General features: G+C 71.9%; 15 protein-coding genes. 10 read left to right on the top strand and 5 right to left on the bottom strand.

Annotated features, from left to right (window positions below; genetic code table 11):
• Position 1 precedes the first annotated feature (1 nt).
• Both HNR67_RS37185 and HNR67_RS37180 read left to right on the top strand, forming a co-directional pair.
• Complete coding sequence (locus HNR67_RS37185) at positions 2–376, top strand: YciI family protein (protein ID WP_185007738.1); 375 nt, start codon at positions 2–4, stop codon at positions 374–376.
• The gene (locus tag HNR67_RS37180) at positions 373–1,587 is read left to right on the top strand and encodes an RNA polymerase sigma factor (RefSeq protein WP_185011820.1); all 1,215 of its coding nucleotides are present in this window, start codon (positions 373–375) and stop codon (positions 1,585–1,587) included. Before HNR67_RS37185 ends, HNR67_RS37180 begins: the two co-directional genes overlap by 4 nt.
• On the opposite strand, the gene HNR67_RS37175 is transcribed toward HNR67_RS37180, so the two are convergent.
• On the bottom strand, positions 1,584–1,958 hold the full coding sequence (locus HNR67_RS37175) for a PH domain-containing protein (protein WP_185007736.1): 375 nt from the start codon (positions 1,956–1,958) through the stop codon (positions 1,584–1,586). The two genes, HNR67_RS37180 and HNR67_RS37175, sit on opposite strands and share 4 nt — an antisense overlap.
• A 227-nt stretch (positions 1,959–2,185) precedes the next feature.
• On the opposite strand from HNR67_RS37175, the gene HNR67_RS37170 reads away from it, so the two are divergent.
• From HNR67_RS37170 to HNR67_RS37160, 3 genes are all read left to right on the top strand, one after another.
• Positions 2,186–4,000, top strand: a complete 1,815-nt coding sequence (locus HNR67_RS37170; RefSeq protein ID WP_185007733.1) for a DEAD/DEAH box helicase — start codon at positions 2,186–2,188, stop codon at positions 3,998–4,000.
• On the top strand, positions 3,997–4,527 hold the full coding sequence (locus HNR67_RS37165) for a hypothetical protein (protein WP_185007731.1): 531 nt from the start codon (positions 3,997–3,999) through the stop codon (positions 4,525–4,527). Before HNR67_RS37170 ends, HNR67_RS37165 begins: the two co-directional genes overlap by 4 nt.
• Before the next feature lie 278 nt (positions 4,528–4,805).
• Positions 4,806–6,218 (top strand): carboxylesterase/lipase family protein, encoded by a 1,413-nt coding sequence (locus HNR67_RS37160; protein ID WP_185007729.1) that lies wholly within the window; start codon positions 4,806–4,808, stop codon positions 6,216–6,218.
• Positions 6,219–6,222: 4 nt separating this feature from the next.
• On the opposite strand, the gene HNR67_RS37155 is transcribed toward HNR67_RS37160, so the two are convergent.
• The gene (locus HNR67_RS37155; protein ID WP_185007727.1) at positions 6,223–7,059 is read right to left on the bottom strand and encodes an alpha/beta hydrolase; all 837 of its coding nucleotides are present in this window, start codon (positions 7,057–7,059) and stop codon (positions 6,223–6,225) included.
• Positions 6,972–7,385 carry a hypothetical protein gene (locus HNR67_RS37150; RefSeq protein WP_185007725.1) on the bottom strand — a complete coding sequence of 138 codons (414 nt, stop codon included), beginning with the start codon at positions 7,383–7,385 and terminating at the stop codon, positions 6,972–6,974. Before HNR67_RS37150 ends, HNR67_RS37155 begins: the two co-directional genes overlap by 88 nt.
• Before the next feature lie 322 nt (positions 7,386–7,707).
• Here HNR67_RS37150 and HNR67_RS37145 point away from each other — a divergent pair, with 322 nt between their 5' ends.
• From HNR67_RS37145 to HNR67_RS37135, 3 genes are read left to right on the top strand one after another with little or no spacing between them, the layout of a single operon-like run.
• Positions 7,708–9,939, top strand: a complete 2,232-nt coding sequence (locus tag HNR67_RS37145; RefSeq protein ID WP_185007723.1) for an MMPL family transporter — start codon at positions 7,708–7,710, stop codon at positions 9,937–9,939.
• Between the two features lie 28 nt (positions 9,940–9,967).
• Positions 9,968–10,297: an ArsR/SmtB family transcription factor gene (locus HNR67_RS37140; RefSeq protein WP_185007720.1), complete on the top strand. Its 330-nt coding sequence runs from the start codon at positions 9,968–9,970 to the stop codon at positions 10,295–10,297.
• Positions 10,298–10,300: 3 nt separating this feature from the next.
• Complete coding sequence (locus tag HNR67_RS37135; RefSeq protein ID WP_185007718.1) at positions 10,301–10,570, top strand: hypothetical protein; 270 nt, start codon at positions 10,301–10,303, stop codon at positions 10,568–10,570.
• 244 nt (positions 10,571–10,814) lie between these two features.
• On the opposite strand, the gene HNR67_RS37130 is transcribed toward HNR67_RS37135, so the two are convergent.
• Together HNR67_RS37130 and HNR67_RS46520 are read right to left on the bottom strand one after the other, a co-directional pair.
• A complete protein-coding gene (locus tag HNR67_RS37130) occupies positions 10,815–11,462 on the bottom strand; it encodes a response regulator (protein ID WP_185007716.1) in 648 nt (215 codons plus the stop codon).
• Positions 11,459–12,607, bottom strand: coding sequence for a sensor histidine kinase (locus HNR67_RS46520; RefSeq protein ID WP_185007714.1), 1,149 nt, complete (start codon positions 12,605–12,607; stop codon positions 11,459–11,461). The genes HNR67_RS37130 and HNR67_RS46520 overlap by 4 nt, the downstream gene beginning before the upstream one ends.
• A 119-nt stretch (positions 12,608–12,726) precedes the next feature.
• Between HNR67_RS46520 and HNR67_RS37120 the strand changes: the two genes are divergently transcribed.
• Positions 12,727–13,476: an ABC transporter ATP-binding protein gene (locus HNR67_RS37120; RefSeq protein ID WP_185007712.1), complete on the top strand. Its 750-nt coding sequence runs from the start codon at positions 12,727–12,729 to the stop codon at positions 13,474–13,476.
• On the top strand, positions 13,473–15,908 hold the full coding sequence (locus HNR67_RS46515) for an FtsX-like permease family protein (protein ID WP_185007710.1): 2,436 nt from the start codon (positions 13,473–13,475) through the stop codon (positions 15,906–15,908). Before HNR67_RS37120 ends, HNR67_RS46515 begins: the two co-directional genes overlap by 4 nt.
• Positions 15,909–15,921 lie beyond the last annotated feature (13 nt).

The following is a 15,921-nucleotide window of genomic DNA, read 5'->3' as shown; positions in this document are numbered from 1 at the left end:
CGTGAAGTTCTTGCTGATCATGAACGTGAACCCGGCGATCCTGGACGCGCTGACCGAAGCGGAGCGCGCCGCGATCGGGGAGGGCCACGGCGAGTTCATCCGCACCATCCAGAAATCCGGTGAGCTGATCCTGACCCAGGCCCTGGCCGAGCCCGCCGCCAGCGCGGTGGTGCGGGCCAAGGACGGTCAGCAGGTGGTCACCGACGGGCCGTTCCTGGAGGCCAAGGAGTTCATGGGCGGCTTCTACCTGGTCGAATGCGAGAACCGGGAGCGCGCCCTCGAGCTGGCGAAGCTGATCCCGGACACCAGGGTCGAGGGGCTGGGCGTGGAGGTCCGCACGGTGATGTTCTCCGGTGGCATGGAGTTGGAGATGTGAGTGGCCCGGCCGTCGAGGACCTGATCCGCGAACTCGCGCCGCAGGTCCTCGGCGTGCTCGTCCGGCGTCACGGGCAGTTCGACGCCTGCGAGGACGCCGTGCAGGAAGCCTTGCTGGAGGCCAGTCAGCAGTGGGCCGGCGGGCTGCCGGAGCATCCGCGCGGCTGGCTGCTGACCGTGGCCACCCGGCGGCTCACCGACGCCTGGCGCAGTGAGTCCGCCCGCCGCCGTCGCGAACAGGCCTTCGCGCTGGACCCGGAGGAGGCGGCCCCGGACCTGCCGCCGCCCCAGGACGATTCGCTGACCCTGCTGTTCCTGTGCTGCCACCCGGAGTTGAGCCCGCCGTCCCAGCTCGCGCTGACCCTGCGCGCGGTCGGCGGGCTCAGCACCGCGCAGATCGCCAGCGCCTTCCTGGTGCCCGAGGCGACCATGGCGCAGCGGATCAGCCGGGCCAAGGCGCGGATCAAGTCCGCCGGATCCACCTTCGGCCCGCCGCCCGCGAGTGAGCGGGACGAGCGGCTGCAGGTGGTCTTGCACGTGCTGTACCTGATCTTCAACGAGGGCTACACGGCGTCCAGCGGGCCGGAGTTGCAGCGGGCCGAACTGGCCGGGGAAGCGATCCGGCTGACCCGGCTCGTGCACCGGCTGGCCCCGGCCGACAGCGAGGTGACCGCGCTGCTCGCGCTGATGCTGCTCACCGACGCCCGCCGGGAGACCCGCACCGGCCCGGACGGCGCGCTCGTGCCGCTCACCGAACAGGACCGCACCCGCTGGGACCGGGTCGCGCTCACCGAGGGCGTCGACCTGGTCCGGCGGACCCTGCGCACCGGCGAACTGGGCCCGTACCTGATCCAGGCCACCATCGCGGCCACGCACGCCGAGGCCGCCTGCGCCGCGGACACCGACTGGCCGCAGATCCTGGTGCTGTACCGGATCCTGGACCGCATCGCGCCCAACCCGGTGGTCACGCTGAACCGGGCCATCGCACTGGCCATGGTCGAGGGACCCAAGGCGGGCCTGGACCTGCTGGACGAGCTGGCCGCCGACGAGCGGATGCGGGCCAACCACCGCCTGGACGCGGTGCGCGCGCACCTGCTGGAACGCGATGGGGAGCCCGCGGCGGCGGCGCAGGCGTATCGCCTGGCCGCCCGCCGCACCAACAGCCTGCCCGAGCAGCGCTATCTGCTGGCTCGGGCGGCCCGGCTCGGCTAGAGGGTGTGCTGGGCGATGAGTTGCCCGATGTGGCGCACGTCGGAGTCACCGCGGAACTCCAGCCGCACCTTGCCGAGTCCGCTGAACCACAGCTCCAGTTCGGCGTCCAGGTCGAAGGTGCCCGCGGTCTCGATGGAGAACGCCTGCACCTTGTTGTAGGGCAGCGAGGTGAAGTCCTTCTTCTTGCCGAGCATGCCCTGCACGTTCACCGCGATGAGCCGCTTGTTGGTGAACACCACGTAGTCCCGCACGGTCTTGAACGCGGCGATGATCTGTTCACCCTGGATGATGATCGGCGCGACGGATCCGGCGATGTCCTCGGGGCGACACGGGGAGAGCTTGAATACGGAAGCCTTCTCGAAGTCGATCACGTTTTCCACCGTACCAACGCGCGCCCGCGGGTGCCGTCATCTTCAAGAACCTGACCAGGTCAGACCTGTGGATGAGAACCCTGAGATTTGTCAAGCATTGATTCCGGGGACACCCTGATTCGGTTTTGTCAAACGTTGAATCCATTAGCGCTGGACGAATCCGGCGGGTACTCTCGATTGCCCCGGAGTTTCCGCACCCGGCTACCCCCATGCCCGAAAGGGAGGTCATGCCGACCACGCACGTCCCGTTGCAGGCCACCTTCATCCCCGCCGAGGGGGCGCTGGCCTGGTGGGGTCCGCCCGACCCGGCCGCCGCGCTGCTGGCCGCCGGATTGCCGGTGGGCCGATCGGCGCAGTGCCGACTGGCCCGGCCGGTGCAGGGCAGGCTCACCGTGTTGCCGACCCCGGTTCAGCTGGTCGAGCTGGAGGTGGCGTTGCCCGCACTGCTGCGCGTTGGGGCAGAGCTGAGCCCGTCCGCGCTGGCCTGGCGGCGGGCGGCCCTCGAACCGGGTGACGCGGATCTCCCGCTGCCGCCGGCCGCGCACGCGGTGCCCAACGCCGAGGGCACCGCGATCAGCTCGGCCGCCACCCTGCTGCGCCAGTTCCGGCAGGCCGCCCGGACCCGCGGCGAACTGCGCGCGGCGGCGGTGCGGGCCGAACTGCGCCCGTACCAGGTCGCCGGGGTGGCCTGGCTGCGCTCGGTGCCCGGCGGCGGCATCCTGGCCGACGAGATGGGCCTGGGCAAGACCCTGCAGGCGATCAGCCTGCTGGCCACCCGGCCCGGTCCGCACCTGGTGGTCTGCCCCACCTCGCTGGTTGGCAACTGGCGCCGTGAGCTGGCCAGATTCGCCCCCGACCTGCCGGTGCGGCCCTATCACGGACCGCAGCGCTCCCTCGACGATCTCGCGGCGGGCCCGGTGGTGGTGACCAGCTACGGCGCGCTGCGCGGGGATGTCGAGCAGCTGGCCGGGATCGGCTGGGACACGGTGATCTTCGACGAGGCGCAGCAGGTCAAGAACCCGGACGCGCTGGCCAGCAAGGCCGCCGCCCGGCTCACCGCGGACCTGCGGATCGCGCTGACCGGCACCCCGGTGGAGAACCGCCTGGACGAGCTGTGGTCGATCCTCAACCTCACCCGGCCGGGCCTGCTGGGCACCAGGAGCCGGTTCAAGCAGCGGTTCACCGTGCCCATCCAGCAGCGCCGCTCGGCCGCCGCCGCGGACCGGTTGCAGACGCTGATCGGCCCGCACCTGTTGCGCCGCACCAAGTCCGAGGTCGCCACCGACCTGCCGCCCAAGCTGTACGCCACGGTGGCCTGCACGCTCACCGCGGAGCAGATCCGGCTCTACCGGGACGCGCTGGACCAGGCGTTCAGCCACGGCCTCGGCTCCGGCATCGAACGCCGCGGCCGGATCCTGGCCCTGCTCACCGCGCTCAAGCAGATCTGCAACCATCCGGCCCAGCGACTCGGCCAGGACGGCCCGCTGCCCGGCCGCTCCGGCAAGTTCGACCGCGCCACCGAGATGCTCACCGAGATCGTCGAGGACCAGGACCGGGCGCTGGTGTTCACCCAGTACCGCGCCATGGGCGAACTGCTCTCCCGGCACCTCACCGAGACCCTGGGCGGCCCGCGGATCCCGTTCCTGCACGGCGGGCTCAGCATCGAGCGCCGCGACCAGCTCGTGCACGCCTTCCAGCATGAGGACGACGCCCCGCCGATCCTGCTGCTGAGCCTGCGCGCGGCCGGCTTCGGCCTCAACCTGACCAGGGCAGGGCACGTGCTGCACTACGACCGCTGGTGGAACCCCGCGGTGGAGGAGCAGGCCACCGACCGGGCGCACCGCATCGGCCAGCACCGGGTGCTCAACGTGCACACCCTGGTCACCGGCGGCACGGTGGAGGAGCACATCGCGCGCATGCACGACCGCAAGCGGGCCCTGGCCGACGTGGTCTCCGGCGACACCGAGACCGCCCTGGCCAACCTGCCCGATGAGGACCTGCACGCCGTACTGGCCCTGAACCTGGAAGGAACCGGCCCATGAACGCCGAATTCGGCGTCACCGCCTGGGGCCACGCCTGGCTGCGCATCGCCGAACCCACCAGGGTGACCCGCCCCAACTCGTTGCTGCCCAAAGCCCGCAAACTCTCCCGCGACAACAACTTCGCCGACCTGACCGTCATCCCCGGCCAGCTCACCGCCACCGTGGGCGAACAGCAGGTCCACCTCACCGTCCCCCAGTGGCCAACCGAATCCCTGACCCTGGTCAGCACCCTGCTCGCCGACCTCCCACCCACGGCCCCCGGCGACCTCCCGGACACCCTGGCCACCGCGCTGCGGCAGGCGGGCGTCGACATCGCCCCGGCACCGGAATCCCTGGTGGCGCAGTGCGATTGCCGGGCTCGAAGCTCGTACTGCGTGCATGTGCTGGCCACGCTGTATCTGCTGGTGCAGGCGGTGGACGAACGTCCGGCGCTGGCGGTGGAACTGCGCGGGGCGGTGGTCACGGGTCCGGCGGACGCGGATTGGGTGCCGCTGGGGGAGGTCTCGGTGGCGGGGTTCTACGGCTGAGTACGCCGATCCGTGTAGCGGTGGATACGGTCCCGCGGTGACGCCCTGGCAGCCCGTCCGCTGCCAGGGTCGCCTGCATGCGACAAGCAGCCCTCCTCGCCACACTGGCACTCACCCTGCTGGCCACACCCGTGATCGCCACCGGGATCCCCAGCGCCCCGGCCGCCGCGACCACGATTTCCGGAATCCCAACAGCCGCCCATAATCCCGCCTCCGCATCCCCAGCCTCCGCATCCCCAGCCTCCGGAAGCCCAGCCTCCACCACCGATCCTGCCGCCATGAACCTCACCGCCCCTGCCGCCGCGGGTGACCTGGCCCGCACCACCGGCGGCTGGGTCCGCGGCCGCGCTACCCCCGATCTCCGCGTCTACCAAGGCATCCCCTACGCCCGAGCCACCCGCTGGTCACCCCCGACCCCACCGCACCCCTGGCCCGGCATCCGCGAGGCCACCCAACCCGGCCCCATCTGCCCCCAGCCCGGCCCCGGCGGCACGGTCCAGGGCGCCGAGGACTGCCTCTCCCTCGACCTCCACCGTCCACAAGGGACAGACAGACTCCCGGTCCTGGTCTTCGTCCCCGGTGGCGGCTTCACCACCGGCGCGGGCAGTCAGTACAACCCGGCCCGCCTGGCCACCCGGGGCAACCTCCTGGTGGTCACCCTCAACTACCGCCTGGGCGCCCTGGGCTTCCTGGCCCACCCCGACCTTGGCCCCGACACCGGCAACCTCGGCCTCCAGGACCAGCAGGCCGCCCTGCGCTGGGTCCGCGCCAACATCGCCGCGTTCGGTGGCGATCCGGGCCGGGTGACCCTGTGGGGCCAGTCCGCCGGCGGCTACAGCGTGTGCGCCCACCTGTCCGCCCCCGCCTCGCGGGGCCTGTTCCACCAGGCCGCGATCCACAGTGCCCCCTGCGCCAACCCCATGATCACCCGTACCGAGGCCCAGCGCCGTGCCAAGGCCAGCGCCACCACCCTCGGCTGCCCCGACGTCACCTGCCTGCGCGACCTCCCGTTGTCCGCCCTGGTCGGCCTGCACCAGGACCAGGTCTCCCTGCTGCGCCGCGACTTCAACGGCCGTCCCTGGCTCCCGGTCACCGGAACCCCAACCCTGCCAACCCAATCCCACCTCGCCAGGGTCCCGCTGCTGCTGGGTGGCACCGCCGACGAGATGACCCCGTTCGTCGCCGCCCAGCACCGCACCCTCACCGCGGCCGAGTATCCAGCCGTCGTCACCACCCTCTTCGGCGATGACGGCCCCGCCATCCTCCGCCGGTACCCACCCGAGTCCCAGCCCACTCCGGCCCTGGCCCTGTCCCGCCTGCTCACCGACCACGGCGGCGCGCTGGGCGCCTGTACCCAGCTCCCGGTGGCCGAGTCCGCCCGCGAACCCGTGTACACCTTCGAGTTCGCCGAACCCACCGGCCACGTGGTCGGCGATTTCCCTTACGGCGCGGCCCATAGCGCCGAACTCCGGTACCTGCTGGACCTGTCCTGGCCGCAGCCACCACTCACCCCGGCCCAGCAGGAGCTGTCCCAGCGCATGATCGACCACTGGGCGGCGTTCGTGCGCACCGGCGATCCCGGCTGGCCACAGCACGGTCCGGGGCGGACCATGTCCTTGCGCGCCGGTCATACCGGGCTGTTTGACCTGGCTGCCCGGCATGACTGCGGGTTCTGGTCGCGGCTGGGGTGATCCGCTACCGCGGTTGTCCGTCCGGCCAGCCGCACGGCGAGGTCGAGCCGAGGTACAGCTCGCCGAGATCGTTGGCCTGCAAGGTGATGGTGAAGGCGTCCGTGTTGTCGCGCACCCAGCGGAACCAGCTCGTGGGCCGTTTGTCCTCGAGCAGGGTGTGGTTGCCGGCGGTCCAGTAGTTCTTGTGGGTGTCGAAGGCGCGGGGGAACTCCGCCGGGTCGCGGCCGAGCACCTGGTAGGTGTTGCGCGCCTCGACCCGGCCCCGCGGACCGTTGTCCGAGGGGACGTCGCAGGGGTTGTCGATCGCGGCCGAGACCCGTTCCAGCCGGGCCTGTGACGGCAGTCGCGCGAGGGCCTGGGGGGTGTGGGTTTCCGCGCGGTCGGCCGGCTTGCCCGCAATGATCTTTCCCATGTTCGTCAGCGAGGCGCTGTTCCGGCGCCAGTACTCGCTGTGCGCCGCCTCGCCCAGCCCACCGGGCAACCAGCCCGGCGTGCCAGGATCCGAGCTGAAGACCTTGCCGCCGAAGCCCTTGAGCGTGGGGTCCGGACCGTGTGGATCCGCCGTGGGCAGGCCGATGCCGGTGCCCAGCGGGATGTTGGTGGCCTTGATGACATCGTGCGCGGCAACGCTGGCGGTGTGGCTGGCGCGTAACCCCTCCTGGAACCTGGCCAGGTCCGCTTTGGCGTTGGCGGTGTGCTGCTGGCCACCGGCTTCGAGGATGTTCTGCGGTGCGTCGTAACCCACCCACCTGATCACCGCGGTGGACGGGGAACCGGCGAGTCTGGACTCGGTGCCGGGCACCAGGGTGGCCACGTTGGTGGAGGTGTCGGGGTTGCCCATTGCCACGATGGCACGGCCATGACCATCGGCGTTGAGGCCAGCAGGGTTTCCCGGTCGGCGATGGACAGGCTGTCCCAACACTGTCTCACCTGGGTGAGGCGGCGCGGGGCCGCGGCGGCTTCGGCGTCCACCGAGCCCGCGGTGCGCAGGCTGGTCTGCAGGCGGGTCAGGTGCTCGCCCGCGTCCCGGAGCACCGGCGGGACGCGGGTCAGGGCCTCGGCCAGGGTGCTGAGCCGGGACTGGTGGGTGCTGATCTGGGTCTGCTCGGCCTCGGCGTAGGTCCTGGCGTTCAGCTCCAGGGTGTCCCTGCCACGGTGTTCTCGCACTGGGACAGTGCCTGGGCCAGGGTGAAGGAGGTGTTGGCCGCCTCGTCCCCGTCCTGGGCGCCGCTGTGGCCGCGGATCCGGCGTCGGCGGTGTCGACCAGCGCCTGGCCCGTGCTGGCCAGGGTGTCCGCGCTCATGGCGATGCGATTCTCGGTCACTGCCAAGGCCCCCCTCGGATGTGCTCGCTGTCCACCACGGTAGGTCCGGGGCGGTGGAAACCCCGCCGGAGGTCGCCCATTGAGATGGCCGGGTTCTCTGGGTGACAACTCGGGATGGCACCTGCTAACTTTCGCTTGCAGGTATCGAGTTGGGGGAGTTGTGGCATGACGCTGACCGATCGGATCGCGGCCTGGTCCGCACGGCATCGCCGGGTGGCGATCCTGGGCTGGCTGGGGCTGGTACTGCTCGCGTTTCTGGCGAGTGTGCTGGTCACCGGGCCGGACGCACGTAATGAGGAGCCGGGGGAGACCGGCCGGGCCCGGTCCATTATGGACAGTCAGGGCGAGTACCTGCCGGTGGAGGAGAAGGTGCTGATCCAGGCCCGCGCACCGGGCAGGCACTTCGGGAACAGTCCGGAACTGCTCGCGGCCACCGAGGACCTGATCGCCGAGCTGAAGCGGCGGCCGGACGCGGTCACCGGCATCGGCTCGCCGCTGGAACCCGGTTCGCGGCCGCGACCGGGCTTGTCGCCGGAACTGGGCTCGCCGCACGTCTCCGTCGACGGCCGGTCCGGACTGGTGACCTTCAAACTGGCCTGGCCGGTGGAGAAACTCAATGAGCACTTCAGTTTTGCCACCAACGCGGTCGCTGCCGTCGCGGCCCGGCATCCGCAGGTGCGACTGGCCCAGGCCGGGGACCGCAGCCTGTCCGGCGCGGTGGACGAGGCGATCAAGGCCGATCTGGCCCGGTCGCACCTGTTGTCGCTGCCGCTGGTGCTGGTCATCCTGCTGATCGTGTTCGGTTCGGTGGTGGCCGCCGGTATCCCGGTGCTGCTCACCGCGACCGCGTTGGTCGCCACCTTCACCCTGCTGTCGGTGATCGGCAAGGTGGTGGCCATCAACAGCGCGGGCTCGGCGCTGATCCTGCTGATCGGCGTGGCCGTCGGCGTCGACTACTCGCTGTTCTACCTGCGCCGCTACCGCGAGGAACGACAGTCCGGAGCCGACGATGAGACCGCGTTGCGCACCACCGCCCGCACCTCCGGGCACGTGGTGCTGTTCTCCGGCCTCACCGTGATGCTGTCCCTGGTCGGACTGGTGCTGACCGGACTCGGCGTGTTCGCCGGCGGCGCGATCGGCATGACCGTGGCGGTCGGCCTGGCCATGATCGCCTCGGTGACCGTGTTGCCCGCGATCCTGGCCACCCTGCGGCACCGGGTGGACAAGGGCCGGATCCCCTGGCTGGGCAAGGGCCGGACCGCGGCCCGGGAGTCCCGGATCTGGTCCGGGGTCGCCCGCCGGGTGGCCAGGCGGCCGCTGGTGTGGGGCGGGGCGGCGGTGCTCGCGTTGCTGGCGCTGGCGGTGCCCGCGCTGGACCTGAAGCTCCAGGACGCCGCCGCGGTGAACAGCCTGCCGCGCAGCGTCGCCCAGGTGGACGCCGCGATCCGCATGCAGGAGGCGTTCCCCGGCGCGCCCACCCCGGCCAGGGTGGTGATCTGGCAGCGCGATCAGTCCAGAGTGGACGGAATGCTGAGCGGTGCGGTGGTGGACCGGTTGCGCACGCAGGTCCTGGAGAGCGGCGGGCTGCTGGCCGAGCCGGTCACCAGCGACCGGGTGGGCAACGCGCTGGTGGTCCGGATGCCGCTGGCCGGATCCGGCACCGACGACACCTCGGTACGCGCGCTGGAACACCTGCGGCACAAGGTGATCCCCGCGGCCGTCGGCGGGTTCGCCCAGTTGGACGCGGCGGTGTCCGGCAAGACCGCGCAGACCTACGACTTCACCAACCAGCTGCGGGACCGCACGCCACTGGTGTTCGCCTTCGTGCTGCTGTTGTCGTTCGTGCTGCTGGTCTTCATGTTCCGCTCGATCACCGTGCCACTGGTGTCGATCGCGCTGAACCTGCTCTCCATCGGCGCGGCCTACGGCGTGATCACCTGGATCTTCCAGTACGGCAATCTCAGCGGCCTGCTGGGTTTCACCCCCTATGGCGGGGTGATGGGCTGGCTGCCGCTGTTCATGTTCGTGGTCCTGTTCGGACTGAGCATGGACTACCACATCTTCATCCTCAGCCGGATCCGCGAACGCTGGACCGACGGCCTGCCCGCCCGCGAGGCCGTGATCAGCGGCCTCGGCGCGAGCGCGGGTGTGGTCACCAGCGCCGCGGTCATCATGACCTTGGTGTTCGCCGTGTTCGTCACTCTCACCTCCATCGAGAACAAGATGCTGGGCGTCGGCCTCGCCGTGGCGGTGCTGCTGGACGCGACGCTGGTACGGGGTGTGCTGGTGCCCGCCGCGCTGTCGCTGCTCGGCGAACGGGCCTGGCGGATGCCCCGGTTCCGCGTCGGGAAGGCCGGGATCGACCGTCCCGTGCGGGGCCCTCGGGTCACCGCCTAACCTTGCTGACCATGTGCTGGGTGCCGCGATGACCAGGAAGCCGCCCACGGGGGACGACCTCGTGCGGGTGCTGGCGACGCTGGCCAATCCGCACCGGCTGCGGGTGGTCGCGGCGCTGGCCGGCGAGCGCCAGTACGTCAGCGCGCTCGCCCGTGAACTCGGCATCAGCCGGGCGCTGCTCCAGGTGCACCTGCGCAAGCTGGAGGCGGCCGGTCTGGTGACCGCCCAGTTGGAGTTGTCCGAGGATGGCAAGGCGATGAAGTTCTACGAGGTGACCCCGTTCGCCTACGAGCTGACCCCGGCCACGATCGTGGCGGCCGTGCGCACCCTCAGCACACCGGAAGAACAGGAAGACTGACCCATGGGCGTCCGTGCCTGGCAGGAACTCGTCGGGGTGTTCGGCGTCTTCACGCTGATCACCGTGGTACTGACCGTGATCATCTGGCAGAGCTTCATCTCGGTGCGCGCCAAGGCCAGCGCGGCCCGCGAGCAGGCGTACCAGGAGCTGGCGGCTCGGGCGGTGGCCGCGCAGGAGGAGACCGCGCGTGAGCTGGCCGAGGCCAGGGGGCAGCTGACCGAGGTGCAGACCCGGTTGGCCTCGGTGGAGCGGATCCTGCGCGAGGTGGAGTGAGCACGCCGCGCCGAGGTCGTGGCGCGGGCGGTTGGCGGGAGTCGGCCGAGGTTGGGCTGCCGGTGGCCGGGACTCGCGGCCTGGTGGGTTTGGTGGGAGTGGGCAGCGCGCTGTTGTTGTGCGGGAGTGGGGCGGGACGGCGGGACATGGGAGCCTCCACAGTGGACGGGGGTGGGTGTGTCCACTTCAGGCTGCCGGGTTGGCAGGGGTGGGGAATCCGACTTCGGGTCAGTTCGGGGTACGACTAAAGGCCAAGGGCGCCGGTGGACCAGGCCCAGGCGGCGATCTCCACCCGGTTTCGGGCGGGGAGTTTGTGCTGGATGCTGGTGAGGTGGGTTTTCACCGTGCCCACCGCGATGTGCAGGGCGGCGGCGATCTCCGCGTTGGTGGCGCCGCGGGCCACCTCGCGCACCACGTCGAGTTCGCGTTCGGACAGCGCGACACCGGCGGCCGGACGGGGGCCGGGGGCGGTCAGCTTGCGCAGCAGTCGCACCGTGATCGACGGGCTGACCAGCGCCTCACCTGAGGCCGCCGCCCGGATCGCCTCCACCAGCAGCGCGGAACTGGCCGTCTTCAACAGGAATCCGCACGCGCCGTCCTGAAGTGCCTGGCGCACATAGGCATCCTCCTCGAAGGTGGTCACCACCACGACCTTCGGTGGATCGACGACTCCGGGAGCGGTCACCCGCCGCAACGCCTCCAAGCCGTCCAGGCGGGGCATGCGGATGTCCATCAGGACCACGTCGGGGCGTAGTTCGCGGCACAGTTCCACCGCGCGCACGCCGTCCTCGGCCTCGCCGACCACCTCGATGTCGTCCTCGGCGGCCAGGATCATGCCGAAACCGGTGCGCACCATCGCCTGGTCGTCGGCCAGCAGCACCCGGATCGTCATCGGACCGTCCCCACCGGCAGCCTCGCCTCCACCACCCAGCCGCCGGCGGCGCCCGGTCCGGATCGCAGTGTGCCACCGATCGACCCGGCCCGTTCGGCCAGGCCGCGCAGGCCGAATCCGTTGCGCCCACTGGAACGTGGCGGCCTGCCGTCGTCGGCGATCCGCACCACCACCCAGTTTCCATTGCGCTGCAACAGGACATCCACCGCGGTGACCTCCTGTCCGTGCTTGCGCACGTTGGTCAGTGCTTCCAGGACCACTCGGTGTGCGGTGGTGGTGACCTCGGCAGGCAGCTCGTCCAGTTCGCCGGACTCGTGCAGGGTGGTCGGCACGCCGTCGGCCGCGCCGAATCGCTCCACCAGCGCGCGTAGCTCGCCCAGTCCGATCGGGGTGGTGCGGGCCGGATCGTCCTCGCCGCGGAGCAGGCCGACCATGCGGTGCAGGGATTCCATCGCCTCGGTGCCGGTGTCCGCGATCCGCTCCAGGGCGGGGGCGACCAGTTCCGGTTTCTTGTCCGCGATCGCCAGTGCGCCCCTGGCCTGCACCACCATCGCGGTCACGTGGTGGGCGACGAAGTCGTGCAGGTCCCTGGCGAACTCGGTGCGCTGGGTCAGCCGAGCGTGTTCGAGCTGCCGCGCCTTGTCCCTGGTCGCCAGCCGGGCGGTCACGCCGGCGCCGATCGCGATCGCGGCGGCCAGCACCAGCACGATCGCGCCGACCACGGCGGCCAGGCCGCGGTCGGCGACCAGGAGCTGGGTCAGCAGAGCGGTGAGCAGGAGTGCCGAGGCGGTCGCCGACCACCAGACCGCGCCCCGCCAGGCCAGCACGCCCAGCAGCACCAGCACCGCCGCGCTGTAGGCGAAGCTGAACGGGGCGTCCGGCAGGCGCAGGTGCTCCCCGGTGTGGCGCAGCAGTACCGAGCCGATCGCGAGCACGCCCGCGCTGACCGCCAGGGTGCGTGGGCCGAGCCAGCAGCACACCAGGGCGAGTGCGCAGGCCGCCAGCGCGGTGCCCAGGTCTAGGCCGAAACCGGTGCCGGAGCGGAAGGCGCGGCCGGCCAGGTCGACCAGGCCCAGCGCGCCCAGTGCCGCCGCTCCCGCCAGCCACAGCAGCGCCTGTAGTGGCAGCCGGCGGTTCCTGATCACGTCCGGCAGCCTAACCGCGCGTCGACGCGGGCAGATCGGCCGAAAGTCAGAGCCACCCGACCGGGAACCGGCCCCGGGACAGATCCGCGCCCACCCCACCCGGGGAGATCGTGACCGGCATGACGAACTCCGCCCTCGCCACGGCCGCGGTCGCCGCCGTGGACCTGGTGAAGGTCTACGGCAGCGGTCCCGGCGCGGTGCGTGCGCTGGACGGGGTGACGGTCGGCTTCGACCGCGCCGCGTTCACCGCGATCATGGGGCCCTCCGGCTCCGGCAAGTCCACGCTCATGCACTGCCTGGCCGGTCTGGACACCGCGACGTCCGGGGCCGCCCTGCTCGGCGGCACCGACCTGACCCGCCTGCCGGACAAGGCCCTCACCAGGACCCGGCTGGACCGGATCGGGTTCGTCTTCCAGTCCTTCAACCTGCTGCCCCAGCTCACCGCGGGGGAGAACATCCTGCTGCCGCTGAGCCTCGCCGGCCCCGCACATGATCGCGCGCTGTATACGCGGCTGACCGAGGTATTGGGCATCGCGGACCGGCTGCGGCACCGGCCTGCCGAACTCTCCGGCGGCCAGCAGCAACGGGTCGCGCTGGCCAGGGCGTTGCTGACCCGGCCGGAGGTGGTCTTCGCCGACGAGCCCACCGGCAACCTGGACTCCCGCGCCGGCGCCGAGGTGCTGGGCTTCCTGCGGCACTCGGTGCGCGAGTTCGGCCAGACCGTCGTGATGGTCACCCACGATCCGCTGGCCGCCGCGCACGCCGACCGGGTGGTGCTGCTGGCCGACGGTCGCCTGGCCGGTGAACTGCGCGACCCTGACCTGCCGACGGTGATCGAGGCCCTGCGCACCGCAGGGGCGGGCCGGTGAACTTCACCCGCGTCCACCTGCGTGGCGTGCTGCGCTCCCCGCTCCGCCTGCTGCTCACCGGGCTGGCCATCACCGTGGCCGCGCTGTTCGCCACCGGCGCGATCATGGCCAGGGACATCGCGTTGCGCACCGCGATCGAGAACCTCACCGCCATCCCGGCCGCCGCGGACGCCGTGGTCGCCAGCCCCGCGGGCGACGGCGTCACCGCCCTGGACCGGCTCGCCCGCACCCCGGGCGCGACCAGCGCGGTCGGCCGTGCGCACGGCCGGATCCTGGTGGGGGACAACACCGTCCAGCTGCATGCCGACCCGGGTGCCGGACCGCTCAGCCGGGTCCGCCTGACCACCGGCGCCTACCCCGCCGCGGCCGGGGAGATCGCGCTGTCCGAGCGGGCGGCGCGACGGCTCGGCGTCAGCACCGGCGGCAGCGTCGAGGCCATGATCGGCGCGAAACCCGTGCGGCTCAAGGTGACCGGCCTGGTCGCCGGGCCGCCCGCGGACGGCGTCGCCGCCTACGCCCCGGACCGCCAGGTGCTCACGCTGACCGGCGCGCCCCTGGACCGGGTCGAGCTGACCGGCGACCAATCGAAGATCGTCGAAGCCCTGCGCACCAGCGCCGAATCCGCCGTGCCTGCGGCCGAGGCCCGTGCCGCCGAACTCGGCCGGGCACAGGACTCCGTCGACCAGCTCACCGCGGCGCTGACCGCGTTCGTGCTGGTCGCGCTGCTGGCCGGGGTCATGGTGGCCACCTCGGCGTTCCGGATCGTCTTCGCCCATCGCGGCCGCCAGCTCGCCCTGCTGCGCGCGGTCGGCGGCTCCCAGGCCACCCTGGCCAGGGCGCTGATCGCCGAGGGTGCGCTCACCGGCCTGGTCTGCGGTGCACTCGGCGCGGCCCTGGGGTACGGCCTCGGCTGGCTGGCCCCGCTGGTCGCCCCGGTGAGTCAGCCGAGCCTGTCACCCTTGCTGCTGCTGGTGATCGCTGCCGGAGCCATGCTCATCACCATCGGCGCGGTGCTCGCCCCGGCACTCGGCGCGGCCGGTGTCGCACCCCTGGAAGCCTTGCGCCGCACCAGCAAACCCGAGGAGAGCAAGCGCACCGGACGGCTGCGGATCGCGATCGGCGTGCTGGCCGCGGCCGGTGCGGGCGCACTGGTGTACCTGATGATCCAGGAGGGTCTGCTGGAAACCGCAAGGCCAGGCGGCGTCACCGCGGACCTGTTGCTGCTCACCGTGGGCAGTGGGGCCCTGGCCCTTGGCGCGGTGGTCGCGCTCGGCCCGCTCTACATCGGCCCGCTGCTGCGCCTGCTGGAACGCCCGGCCAGGCTGTTCGGCCCCACCGCCGTGCTCGCCGTGCGCGGGGTCGGCGGCGCGCCACGGCGGGCGGCGGCGGTGGCCGCGGTGGTCACCCTGGGCTCGGCGCTGCTGACCGGCGCGCTGGTCGGCGGCAGCACCCTGCGCGAGTACACCGCGGCCGAATCCGCCGCGAGCTATCCCAGCGACCTCCTGGTCAGTCTGCCCGAGGGCGAGTCGCTACCCGCCGGACTGGTGCAGAAACTCCGTGCCCGCCCCGAATTCCGCCAGGTGCTGGCCTACCGCGAGGTGCGCCTGGACGTGCGCGGCGCGACCGAGGCGGTGAGCGTGCAGGTGTCCGATGTGGACATCCGGGCCACCCCTGGCTTCGCCGGACTGCGGCTGACCGAGGGCAGCTGGGCACCCGGCGGGGTGCTGCTCAGTGACGGCTTCGCCCGCAGATTGCGGGTGGGGGCCGGTGACCTGATCCAGGTCGGCGGCCGGAATCTGGTGGTGCGAGGAGTGGTGCTGGGTGAACGGATCGCCGTGTCCGCCGTGGTGATCGACCGGGCCGACCTGGACCGGCTGGACGTGCCGCCGACCCCGAGCGGGGCGCTGCTCGCCGCCGCCGGGCCGGGCAACGCCGAACAGCTCGCTGCCCAGGCCGCGGCCCGGAATGTGCTGGGACAGCAGGCCGAACTGTCCTCGCTGACCGATCAGCGCACCGACCAGTCCGGGCTGCTGGACCTGCTGACCACGCTCGCGCTGTGCCTGATCGGCCTGACCGTGCTGATCGCGGTCGTCGGCGTCGGCACCACCGCCGCACTGTCCGTTGTGGAGCGTGGCCAGGAGGCGGGACTGTTGCGGGCACTGGGACTCGGCCGGGGCGCCCTGGCCGGGGCCACCCTCGGCGAGTCGGTGCTGCAGGGCCTGCTCGGCGGCCTGCTGGGGCTGCTGCTCGGCGTGCCCTACGGCTGGCTGGGCGTACAGAGCCTGGGCACCTCGGCGCCGTTCGTGTTGCCGGTACCGGGTTTGCTGCTCGCGGTGCTCGCCATGGCCGGGCTCACCGCGGTGGCCGGACTGCTCCCGGCGGTGCGGACCGCGCGGGTCAGCCCGGTCACCGCGATGCGCGCCAACGACTAGGCGAGGAGACCGG

The organism is Crossiella cryophila (genome assembly GCF_014204915.1).
Taxonomy (GTDB): domain Bacteria; phylum Actinomycetota; class Actinomycetes; order Mycobacteriales; family Pseudonocardiaceae; genus Crossiella; species Crossiella cryophila.
Note: the sequence above shows the minus strand (reverse complement) of the source record. Positions and strands in the feature narration are given on the sequence as shown.